Raw genomic sequence first — 12070 nt, 5'->3', positions numbered from 1 at the left:
ATTTTTCAAATGCAAATAAATATTTTCGTCAAAACTAATTTTTAGAGATGCCCTTAATAAAAGAAAATTTTCAACCCCTTGAAATAGTGCCCAATGATTTTCTTCCTCCAAAGAATATCGGCCTATATGTCGATTTCCCATTTCTTCGAAATGACGACAAAAAATGGGAATTAAATTTCCTCGGTAAAATCATCCACAGATTTTTTTCAGCATTTTCACCATGGCTTGTAAACGCGGGTACACTCTGGATTTGTAAAAAGGTTAAACAAAATTAAATGGAATTTGGAAAACATATTCACACTTATCTAACTCAACATATCAATGGCTTTTACAATTGAATCTAAACACTTGAATGGCGTGCTCATCCTCCGTCCACAGGTATCTGAGGATGACAGAGGTTTTTTTATGGAGGTATATCGTGAGGACCATTTCAAAGAATTAGGGATCTCTTCCATTTTTTTACAGGATAATCATTCCCGCTCGGCAAAAAATGTTATCCGAGGTTTACATTTCCAGTGGAACCCACCTCAAGGTAAACTAGTGAGAGTAACGTATGGACATGCATTTTTTGCTATTGTCGATATTCGCAAAGGATCTCCGACGGTTGGAAAGTGGGTGAGTGTTGAACTCACCTCTGAAAATAAAAAATTTATTTTCGTTCCACCCGGTTTCGCCAATGGTTTTTGTTCACTATCTGATTTCGTGGAAGTTCAATATAAATGCACAAACATTTACAATAAAGAATGTGAAGGTAGTATTTTATGGAACGACCCCGCGATCGGAATTACGTGGCCTATTCATAATCCTATTATCTCGACCAGAGATAATAATGGGACTACCTTAGCACAATGGCTTCTATCGCCCAGTGCTGATCATTTTACATATCCAATTACAACTTAATCACTTATCAAGGACACGTCTGATTTAATGGAGTTTGGCAGACATATCAGTAAGGGGCTATGGGCATTCGCTGACAAAGCTTTGCCGGCATTTTACGGAATTGGATACATTTTTTTAGTCATTCGTGTGTTACCCCAGAACGAATTCGGCGCATTCATTATTATTCAAACTATTTTTGTTGTCGTATCAACTATGAGTTTCTCTCTCGCCCTTCAGCCCTTAATAAAATATGGAGCGGAGCCAGGCAGTAAATCTCCCTATATTGCAATTAGCTTAATGTTTAGTGCTATAGTTTATATTTTCGCAACTTTTGTCGTTATCTTTGGCAAACATTTTCTTTCCTCATTGCTCGATCCGCACGGGCAAGCAAACTTACCGATGCTTTTAAACTATATCCCTATGTTGTTTCTATCAGCTCTCTATCGTAGTTTTGCAGTTAGTTTATTGCAAATCACCTACGACATCAAGAAAATATTCTGGATCGATGCTGTCTATTTTCTCGGGACACTTATTCTCATCCTTTTCTTACAGATGTCTGACAAGTTTAAAACAGCAGAAGATTTAATCATTTTGAATATAATCGGTCAGGGCTTATCTTCTTTGCTGGCGTTGTTTCTAACCTTTAAGATGATATCTATTCGTTTCCATATGGATCAAACTTCTCTCTGGAAAATGTTGAATTATGGAAAATATATATTTGGCGGAAATTCAGTTTATACAATGTTTACTCAGGCGGACATTTTTTTTATATCATCCTTCGTTGGAATATCGGGTGTGGCAGTGTATGGTGCAGCAAAAATATTTACCCGAATATTTGATGTCCTCGGACAGGTACTCCAGATGTTTCTGATTCCGTACTCATCGAAAACATTTTCCAGCGGGGAAATGGACAGCATGCGCGTAACTGCTGAAAAAACAATTTGTTTCTCAACGATATTATTTCTTCCTATATTTTTTGTTCTTTTAATCTTCCCAGAAAAGATTCTGTATATTCTCTATAGTGGAAAATACACTAACGCTGCATCGTTACTAATGGTTTTCAGCTTCCTTGCACTCATCGCTCCCTGGAATGGCGTTTCAACCAGTTACCTTCTGGGTATGGGAAAAGCGAAGGAAGGATTCTATCTCGGGTTAGTATTTATTGCACTAACATCTTTGTTGTACGTAACTCTGACTCCGACACTCGGTGTATTAGGAACAACATTGGCATTTGTAATTTCTTATTTAATCAGCACAATTCTTTATGTCAAATATTTGGACAGATTTATTCCTTTAAATATTATTAGTGTCATAAACAGAGTAAAGGATGCTAATCAATTTCTGAGGAAAAAGTTAGATATATTATTTTTTAATAAACAATCCTGAATTTTCAATGGAGAATATTTTAAAATTTAAGTGTGGAATTTGCGGATCGGAGTTGGGTGCCCCAATATTTATGGCAAACGATAGAAATTTTAATACGACAGATCGTGTCTTTAAAATTATCGAATGTAATACGTGCGGTGTTGGCCAAACATTGCCGTTACCCGACTTTGCTGAACTAAATCAATATTATCCTCATATTTATTACCCGAGAGGATCCGCCTCAGAAAAGTATTATAGGAAGCACATCGAGCGATTTCAGATTGACAAGTTGAAGAAGATTCAAGCTTATTCTCAAACTGGTAAATTGCTCGATATCGGATGTGGTGTGGGATATTTTATTCGTACAGCTCTAAACCGAGGGTACACAGCAGAAGGAGTAGAATTTTCAGAAGTTGCAGCGGCAATCGGTAGAGAACAATGGAATTTGCAAATCGTTTCCGGGGATTTTTTATCAAACCAATTTGTGCCTGAATCATTCGATATTGTCACATTGTGGCAGGTACTCGAGCACCTTCGGCAACCGCGTGAAGTGTTACTCAAGGTACATAGTCTTTTAAAACCCGGCGGATTACTCGTAATTGCTGTCCCTAATTTTGCAAGCATACAAGCAAAGTTATTTCGCAATCGCTGGTATCATCTTGACGTGCCAAGGCATTTATTCCATTATTCACCCGAAAGTCTGGTGAAAATTCTTGATACATATAACTTCCATGTGGACAAAATTGATCATCACTCTGCGGAACATAATTACGCAGGAATCTTGGGAAGTATAATGCGGATATCTCCACCGGGTGAATCTTTTTTTCATAAACTTATACGAAAAACTGTTGCAACATCTTTTTCTCGAGTGCTTGCCAAATTGGAAACATCAATTAGTAAAGGCGGTACCTTCACTGCTTTCTCTCGGAAGTATTAAATCGTAAAATCCACACCCAGAGGTAAAAACCCATAAAAAGAAAGTTGTATGTTATTAGATTTAGCTTTATATTTTATTTGTTTTTAACGTTTAACCAAGCTCAACCATTAGTAATTTTAAGAAAGGGAAGCGAAACTTCCCCGCTATCAGATAATAATCAATATGAAAAGTAATATATTGCTGACCGGAGGGAAAGGTCAACTAGCACAAGAAATTCTCAAGATCAACCCGTTGATCGATGCACCGGATAAAGATGAAATGGATTTTTCCCTCTACGCTCAGATCGAATCATATTGCAAAGGAAAATACTATGACATTATAATCCACGCCGGTGCCGTAACGAACAAGTTCAATGAAGATGTTGACGATGATTATATCACATCAAACATCATAGGCACTTCCAACATCACTCTGTGGGCACGACGACATTGTATACGGTTAGTGTATATTTCATCCGATTACATTTATCCCTCAGAGATGGGGGATTATACCGAGGAATCTGTTTTATTGCCAGTGAACAGTTATGCTAAATCAAAACTTGGTGGTGAGATGGCGGTACAATTGTACGACAATAGCCTAATCATCCGGACATCATTCTATTCAACACTTAATTTTGCAAAGGCATGCACTGATCAGTATACATCCCGTCTGCCCATAAAAGAAGCTGCAGCCTCAATTTACTTTTTGTCGTGTACGAAAGAACTTCGCGGTATAATCAATCTCGGAACGAGTAGTAAACGCAGTTTGTACGATATAGTCCATAATGAATTTAACTCCAATGTTGAGCCATGTTTACGGAAGGATATTAAGATCCCGTATGTTATTCCACGTGATAGTTCCTTAAACACTATTAAATATTACACTATGATCGAATCATCAAAAAAAGAATCAAAAATTCAATCTCGGTGCAGGATGTGTGAGTCCGATAAGTTATCGAAATATCTCGATCTTGGCAGAACACCACTTGCAAATTCCTATCTCAAAGAAGAAGAACTCCTCCAAACGGAATACAGAGAAGAGTTAGCAATTCAACTCTGCATGGAGTGCGGCCTCTCGCAATTAACTAGAGTTGTGAACCCAGATTTGATGTTTAAAAATTATCTCTATGTCAGTTCAACAACTCAAACATTTCGCGATCATTGTTCAGAGTTAGCTAACGCAACAGTAAAGATTGCATCCGTTCAACCACGCGATTTAGTGCTCGACATTGCAAGTAATGACGGTTGCTTACTCAACAAATTCCTTGATGTTGGAATGAATGTTCTCGGTGTCGATCCCGCTGAAAACCTTGCCGATGAAGCAAACGCGAACAGCATCCGAACACTGTGTGCCTACTGGTCGAAAGCATTAGCGAAAGATATAGTTAACCGATTTGGAATGCCAAAAATTATAACAGCAACAAATGTTTTTGCCCATGTCGATGATGTTCATGAGTTTGTTGAGGCTGTTAAAATTTGTATGGCACCGAAAGGAATTTTCGTCATAGAATTCCCGTATGTAATGGATTTCATAAAAAAGAATGAATTCGATACAGCGTATCATGAACACCTTTCATACATTGGTATTCTGCCTATCTCAACATTGATGAATCGACATGGATTACAGGTCTTCAATGTTCAATATTTTGAAGAACTTCATGGTGGAACGGTTCGTGTTTTTATGTGTCGCAATGGTGATTATGTTATCAATCAATCTGTGATAAGGTACGTTCAAAACGAACAGACATTTGAAATCCAATCAAAGACACCGTACGATTTATTTGCAAAACGAATCATGGATAATAAGATAACTTTACGTAACATGATCTCGAACCTACGTGCCAATGGTAAAACCATTTGGGCTTATGGTGCAAGCGCAAAAGGAAATACGCTCATGAATTTTTTCGAACTGACACAGGAAAATATTCCTATTGTCATCGATGATAATCCTAAAAAATGGGGATATTATAGTCCAGGTTCTCATATGAAGATTGTAAGTATTGATGAACTTACCAAGTCAGAAGTTGATTTTCTTCTCCTCCTCGCGTGGAATTTCCAGGCTGAAATTATTAAAAGATGTCAGGATAAAAAATACAAAGGTGATTTTATTCTGCCAGTTCCTGAAGCAACGATTATCAAAAATATTTATTAATATCTGAAAGGTTATCACACATGAAAGTAGTATGTATCACTGGTTGTCTTGGATTCATGGGCTCACATTTTACGCGGGCTTGCCTCAAGAAGGGCTGGATGGTATGGGGTGTTGATAAAAAAACATATGCAGCTCATCTCGACCTGCTACCTGAATTTGGTAACTATAAAAATTTTCGATTCCTTGAAGTTGATATTGTAGAGTTAAATCATATATACGATGTCGATTTTGTTTTTAACTTTGCAGCGGAAACGCATGTTGACAACAGCATAATGGATAGCGGCAGATTTACACGAACAAACATCGTTGGAGTAGAGAACCTCTTAGAATTGATCAGGGGCAAACGTAATTATGAAATGCCGACCCTTTTCCAAATAAGCACAGATGAGGTATACGGAGACATCATCAATGGAAGACACAAAGAAACCGATCCCCTCAAACCAAGTAATCCCTACTCTGCGAGTAAAGCTGCTGCTGATATGCTTATACTTGGTTGGCATCGTACTCACAATATTCCCTTTAACATCATACGCCCCACAAACAATTATGGCGTTTGTCAGTACCCTGAAAAATTAATTCCGAAAGCGATAAAGTATCTAACACTGGGTAAAAAAATACCCTTGCATGGTGATGGCTCATATGTGAGAAATTGGCTTCACGCTGAAGACACAGCAAGCGCAATACTCCAAATAGTCGAAACGGGTGAGAAAAATAAAATTTACAATGTCTCGGGGAATTATGAAGATTCGAATATTAAGGTCATTTCAAAAGTTCTAAACAATTATTTTGGTAAAAATGTGTCACCCGAGCAGTACATTCAATTTAATTATGTCAGGATGGGTGAAGACATTCGCTACTCACTTGATGATAGCGCTGTACGCTCGTTAGGGTGGACAAATTCTAAAATATTCGATGATGAACTATTGAAGATCGTCGAGTACTATAAGAATAAATTCCTTTGGTGATTTGAGTTGAGTATGCCAAATGACTGAAAATTCACATAAACTGGATGTCTCCATTGTTTTCACAAATTGGAATACTCGCGACTTCATGCGCGATTGTATCAATTCTGTTGTGGAAAAGACACAAGGGCTAACCTACGAGATTATTGTAGTTGACGATGGTTCGACCGATGGAAGTGTCGAAATGCTGCAAACAGAATTCCCTGATGTAAAAATTGTCATAAACGAAAAGAACCTTGGTGTTGCCAAAGCATACAATCGTGGAGTGGCACAAGCACGGGGTATATATATTCAGATGCTTAACACCGACATGATTCTAATCAATAATGCAATAAAAATCCTTTACGACTTTTTAGAGAACCACCCCGAAGCTGGAGCTTGCGGCGGTTGGTTATGTAATCGGGATCTGTCGAGTCAGGTCTCCTACGGTAATTTCCCATCTTTTAGTCAGGCATTCATAGATGCGTTGTTTCTGAATGACTTATTTCCGCGTGCAGATTTACCAAACCGAGGTGCAATTCCACAGGAAACGGTAAAAGCTCCTTTTGAAACCGAGTATCTTACTGGCGCGAGTATGCTCATCAGAAAAGGAGTTATAGACGAAATGGGATTTTTTGACGAAACATTTACAAGCTACTGTGAGGAAACAGATTTTTGCTATCGGATGAAGCATCACAAAAAATTGAAGCTGTATTTCGTACCCGCAGCGCAAATTATTCATTTTGGCGGCGCATCGTTCAGCAATGTTAGAAAGTATCAAATCCAACTCCTGTACTCAGGATATAACAAATTTTTAACCAAACATCACGGCTTTATGTATTCTGTTTTTACCCGATTATTATATTGCTTTCCATATTTTGTTAAAATGATTTTCCACTTTGTCCAATACCTTATCTTTAGTGACAATAACAAGGAACAGAAGAAAACAAAATTATTAAATTCTTGGTATAATGTTCGCTACAGCATTCTGACAAATGAAACATTTACCGGGAAGTAGAAGTTTTTATCAGGATTACATATACGCTTTATTCGGATACGAGCCAGTTTGGTAAATCATTTTATTGTAGATAAATGAATCACCGATCAACAACCAAAGAGCATTAACACTGAAAACTGACACTCAAAATTACATCGATTGAAATGACCCTGTTTTTTTTCTCCGACATTTCGTGGGAAGGACTTCACCAGCGTCCTCAGCATCTTGCACGTAGAATGGCAAAAGATTATCGTGTAATTTGGATAGAACCGATTGTACTTTCTAAAAAACCGAGTTTCGAATTGAAAGAGGTTTCCGCGAATCTATTTACGTTGAGCTTACCCGCATTACCATATAACGCCAGACAAAAATGGATAAAATTATTGACATATCCATTAAGCAATTTAGCTTTTATCCGCTGGCTTTTACTGAAGCTCCAAGTACTAATCCTGAGAAAAGTAATGAGCAAATTATTAATCTCCGATGAGCAATATATTTTTTTCTATCAAAATTTCCACTATATCAATTTAGTAAAATCCTTCAAACCGAAAAGTGTCGCGTTCGATTATATCGATAACGCTTTCGGATTTATTAAGCTACCAAAACATATAACGGAGGATTGGAAACATACCATAAAAACTGCCGATATCATCACTGTAACATCATCAACGCTTAAAAAACAAATTGAAGGAATCAGAAAAGATAACGTGCATCTTGTTAGCAACGGTGTTGAATATAACTTCTTCTCCGTGGAAAGCCCACAGGCAACACCTCAAGACTTACCGAAAAATAAGCCCATAGTGGGCTATGTTGGAGCAGTTTATGCTTGGTTCGATTTTGAAATATTAAATTACCTTTGTCAAGAGTTACCGAAATATAACTTTATTATTATAGGAAAAGAACATCCTGAAATAGAAAATGAGATAACCCGATTAAAAAAGTATTCTAATTTCTTCTTTCTTGGTTTCCGTAATTATCAAACAATACCACAGTATCTGCATGGTTTTTCTGTCGCAATTATTCCCTTTAAGCGGAATATTTTAACCGAAGCAGTTAATCCTGTTAAATTGTACGAATACAGTGCGGCTGGTATCCCTACCGTTACGACAAATTTTTCTAACGATCTGAACGAGTTTAAGGATTTAATATTTATCGCGGAAACGAAAGAGAAATTTAAAATATCACTAGAAACCGCAATAAGCAAAGCTGGGGATACAATATTCAGACATAAACTAAATGAATTTGCAGAACAACACGACTGGGATAACAAATATCGAAAAATTCATAATTTGTTATCCACAATCGACTAACATTCATATCCGAATTCTCTTATCTAATCAATAACATTTTTTTCACATTTACATAAATGTATTCGGGATTTTCAACCGAGACAGCTTTGATGCGATAGAAGTAAATTCCAGAACCAACTTCAGCTTTCCAATCAACCGAATAATTTCCAGCTTCCACTTCACTGTTTACCAAAGTAGATACTGACTGACCAATTGTGTTAAATATTTCCAATTTAACATTACTTCTAAATGGAATACTATATTGTATTGTTGTCGAAGGATTGAAAGGATTTGGATAGTTCTGATGCATTTCGTAAACTAATGGAATTTCAATTACACCAACTTTCAGCATTTGAATATCCTTATCTTCAATAATTAACTCGGTCTCATTTATAATGTCCCGATTGAATGTCTTGCCATCGGTCTGTGAATCTTTAATATTAATACTTATTCCTTCTGTTTTAATCTTTATCGGATATTCAGCATAGGTTATCTTCATGATTTTAAAACTTAGAGATAAATACTCTACAAATCGATCACTTTCATACCTCACATCAAATGTACCTGGCGGCGGAACCGGCGGCAGATCATAAAAGTTTAAATTCTGGTTTTCTGTTGCTACAAATAATTCCATTTTGTTACCGGATTTATCTGTTATTATAATTTTACCCCAGTCCTTTTTAATTTCAGGAAGGACTATTTCACCTCTATTCGCGAACATAGGATTTGGTAAATTAATAAAACCGCTTTGACTCGTTTTTATCCAATATCCTTTGCCGCTTTGGAGTACTGTTGGTATATAATACCCAGCATCAAAACCATAAAATGCTGAATTGAGGATTCCAGGCGGAGTAGTAGTGATACCATTTACAGAAATATCTTTTTCGTAAACTCCAACCATATTCCAACCGGCTTCTAAGTATACCTGACTAGAGGAAACAGGAATCCCGCAAAAACTTAGTATCTCGTTAATACCGTTCCGTACCCAATAAGCTTTACCGGGATTTAACATTGATGGGATTGTATAACCATCGGAGAACATATATACAGGTGCAGTTGTGTTAGGAAATAAAAAATTTGGGTCCATGTTTCGGACAATTAACGGTAAAGATGACATTTGCCAATCAGTCTTAATAGTCATATCTTTACAAAGATGGTTCTGATAAACAATCAGCAGCGTTTTTTGCAATGTGTTTGTTAGCGTATAACTGTTTTGGGTTTTCATATTGACATTGATAGTTGCACCTGAAAGCGCATCCTGCAGGAAAAAATTCCCAGGGGGAAGAACTGTATTATTCCAGGAAAATACAAACGGGTAATCGCCAGGACCAGGTTGAAACTTTAATTTCCAGATAACCATATTTAAAGCATCATTCCGGAAATCTTTTAATGAGTACTCTATACTCGGGACCGGCAGTTTGAAACGCGCATCAAAGACACCAGTCGGAGGCATCGGGGGAAGAGGCAATTCGCCGAGTTGATTATCAATTCCATCAGTTGCAACCGAAGCCTGTCCGAATGTAAGTACTTGAGATTTATTCCCCGCATCCGAAACATTAATTAAACTCTGCCAAGTAACTACGGGTTCCTGTCCCCAACCGCCTTCGTGGTAAAGCGAGTCGATTTCAGATTGTGTTATTGCGCGGTTGTAAATTCGAATGTCATCAAGAATGCCAAAGAAATAAGTACCTAAAGGGAAAATATCCGTACCTATGGAAAGAGGTATATTTTGATTTGTGAATACACCGTTTGTAATTCTTGATGCAACCTGAGAACCGTTGATGTATAAGGTTGACACTGAATCGTTCCAGACAGCATCAACATAGTACCATTGACTGGTGAAGTTCGGTAAATTGTGATAAAGAACCTGGCTATTACCTATCACGCCGAAAGCGATATCACTAATCCCGCCGATATGAAGAGCAACGCCTCTGTCTGGTTCGGTACCATCATACCATTTGCTAATTAATTGTTGTATTCGTGAGAGCTCAAAAGGTTTAAACCAAAGGGAAATCGAAAACCCTTTTTGAAAATTCAAACTGGCAGAATTTTCTACCCTAATGTAACCATCCGTACCGTTAAATCTGTATGCATTATTTGGATTTCCAAATCTATCCGTCGTAGTCGTGACACCACCAAAGAGTGTTCCATTATTACCATTTCCGCTTTCATCATTCGCATTCCCTTTAAACGGATAGTAAGCGACAGGACCTGAACGCACATCAGATTCAACCCATTGAGGACCATTCAGCAATGTTCCGGTGTTTCCATTTCCGCTTGCATCTGCGGTAGTAGTTCCGGTTCCTTCGTCAAATTTCCAATAGCCCCTAATAGTACTATAATTCGGATGTGCCGAAGTTACCGATTTGTTCATCCATTCCTTTAATGTTGCACCACTTAAAGCTGAACTCCATATCCTCACCTCTTCAAGTGTCCCCTTGAAACTTCCATCCAAAATATCTGAATTTCCAATAGTGAAATGCCTGTGTATAGAATCCGTCGGAATAATATTTCCACTCCCTGAACGTGAAAACTTCTGTACACCATTTACATAAAGAATAAATTGTCCAGTAGCAGATGAGTACATAACAGTAAGATGAGTCCAGACATTATCCGGTAATACATATCCGCTCCGGATCCACACCCAACCCGGGGATGTTGTATTAACTGCAAATTGTACTTCACGAGTCTTGTGTACTGCCAGACCATACTCACTATACTTAGCTACAATCCAATCATAATGTGCACCAAGGCCAGTTCCATCATGATATACCCATGCTTCTATAGTTATTGCATTCTGTATTACCAACGAAGGAGATGGATTTATATCTACCACATCATTAACTCCATCAAATCGGAGAGCGTAATTATTTGATACTGGTACTTGAGGTTCATAGTTTGACGTGGCATAACCAATCTGCCAAATACCGGAAGAATAATTTTGAGCGCTGTACCAAAAATGAAATTTATTCTCTTTAAATAAAACAGTTCCTCTCCCTAAATGATAGTCTTCCCAACTTGAAGTCGATGTAGGAGTTATAACTGGATTTGATATATTTTTATTCCAATTAATGCCATCCACGGAAACAGCAAAGCCAATTGACACTGTCTCATATGAACCATATCCTGTTCCAAGGTACATCATATAGAATAGCGAATCAAGTTTGTAAATGGCACCACAACCTGCATCGTTCTCATCCCATGCCCCTGAGGGTCCGTTTGAAAGAACTGGATTTGAAATAGATTTTTCCCAATTAATTCCATCATTTGAAACAGCTAACCCCGTTTGTGATTTAGTACGATCGCTACCAGTATACCACATCCAATATGTCGTGCCGTCAAAGTAAACATTAGGGTATTCTATATCTCTATCCCACGCGGTCAGAGAACTAGACCCTTCGAGAATTGGATTATCAGAATATTTTTGCCAATGTAAACCATCCGAGGATAAGGCAAGCCCTATTGAACGTTTATCAGTACTAGTGTTGTGTTAGCCATGAATTGACGGATATAATCTTTTAAGTTTCACCCT

At 37.6% G+C, this 12070-nt stretch carries 8 protein-coding genes; 7 read left to right on the top strand and 1 reads right to left on the bottom strand.

Going from position 1 to position 12070, the window contains the following annotated elements; all coding sequences use genetic code 11:
• Nucleotides 1-321 precede the first annotated feature (321 nt).
• The 7 genes from rfbC to QME58_12325 all read left to right on the top strand — a co-directional run bounded on the left by rfbC (nt 322) and on the right by QME58_12325 (nt 8559).
• Nucleotides 322-900: a dTDP-4-dehydrorhamnose 3,5-epimerase gene (gene rfbC, locus QME58_12355; protein MDI6804615.1), complete on the top strand. Its 579-nt coding sequence runs from the start codon at nt 322-324 to the stop codon at nt 898-900.
• A 27-nt stretch (nt 901-927) separates the two neighbouring features.
• Nucleotides 928-2265, top strand: a complete 1338-nt coding sequence (locus QME58_12350; protein MDI6804614.1) for an oligosaccharide flippase family protein — start codon at nt 928-930, stop codon at nt 2263-2265.
• 7 nt (nt 2266-2272) lie between these two features.
• Entirely contained in the window at nt 2273-3181 is a 909-nt protein-coding gene (locus QME58_12345) for a class I SAM-dependent methyltransferase (protein MDI6804613.1), read from the top strand.
• A gap of 162 nt (nt 3182-3343) precedes the next feature.
• Nucleotides 3344-5311 (top strand): sugar nucleotide-binding protein, encoded by a 1968-nt coding sequence (locus QME58_12340; protein ID MDI6804612.1) that lies wholly within the window; start codon nt 3344-3346, stop codon nt 5309-5311.
• A 20-nt stretch (nt 5312-5331) separates the two neighbouring features.
• The gene (locus QME58_12335) at nt 5332-6276 is read left to right on the top strand and encodes a GDP-mannose 4,6-dehydratase (protein MDI6804611.1); all 945 of its coding nucleotides are present in this window, start codon (nt 5332-5334) and stop codon (nt 6274-6276) included.
• A gap of 19 nt (nt 6277-6295) precedes the next feature.
• Complete coding sequence (locus QME58_12330) at nt 6296-7270, top strand: glycosyltransferase family 2 protein (protein ID MDI6804610.1); 975 nt, start codon at nt 6296-6298, stop codon at nt 7268-7270.
• Between the two features lie 143 nt (nt 7271-7413).
• Nucleotides 7414-8559 (top strand): glycosyltransferase, encoded by a 1146-nt coding sequence (locus QME58_12325; protein MDI6804609.1) that lies wholly within the window; start codon nt 7414-7416, stop codon nt 8557-8559.
• A 19-nt stretch (nt 8560-8578) separates the two neighbouring features.
• Here QME58_12325 and QME58_12320 read toward each other — a convergent pair whose 3' ends face one another.
• Entirely contained in the window at nt 8579-12001 is a 3423-nt protein-coding gene (locus QME58_12320) for a T9SS type A sorting domain-containing protein (protein ID MDI6804608.1), read from the bottom strand.
• Between the last annotated feature and the right edge of the window lie 69 nt (nt 12002-12070).

It is taken from the genome of Bacteroidota bacterium (genome assembly GCA_030017895.1).
In the GTDB taxonomy this organism is placed as follows: domain Bacteria; phylum Bacteroidota; class Ignavibacteria; order UBA10030; family BY39; genus JASEGV01.
Note: the sequence above shows the minus strand (reverse complement) of the source record. Positions and strands in the feature narration are given on the sequence as shown.

Excerpts from the sequence above, each read along its gene's own strand:
- QME58_12325 (MDI6804609.1), top strand. The coding sequence starts at position 7,414 with ATGACCCTGTTTTTTTTCTCCGACATTTCGTGGGAAGGACTTCACCAG.
- QME58_12350 (MDI6804614.1), top strand. The coding sequence starts at position 928 with ATGGAGTTTGGCAGACATATCAGTAAGGGGCTATGGGCATTCGCTGAC.
- rfbC (MDI6804615.1), top strand. The coding sequence starts at position 322 with ATGGCTTTTACAATTGAATCTAAACACTTGAATGGCGTGCTCATCCTC.
- QME58_12340 (MDI6804612.1), top strand. The coding sequence starts at position 3,344 with ATGAAAAGTAATATATTGCTGACCGGAGGGAAAGGTCAACTAGCACAA.
- QME58_12330 (MDI6804610.1), top strand. The coding sequence starts at position 6,296 with ATGACTGAAAATTCACATAAACTGGATGTCTCCATTGTTTTCACAAAT.
- QME58_12335 (MDI6804611.1), top strand. The coding sequence starts at position 5,332 with ATGAAAGTAGTATGTATCACTGGTTGTCTTGGATTCATGGGCTCACAT.
- QME58_12345 (MDI6804613.1), top strand. The coding sequence starts at position 2,273 with ATGGAGAATATTTTAAAATTTAAGTGTGGAATTTGCGGATCGGAGTTG.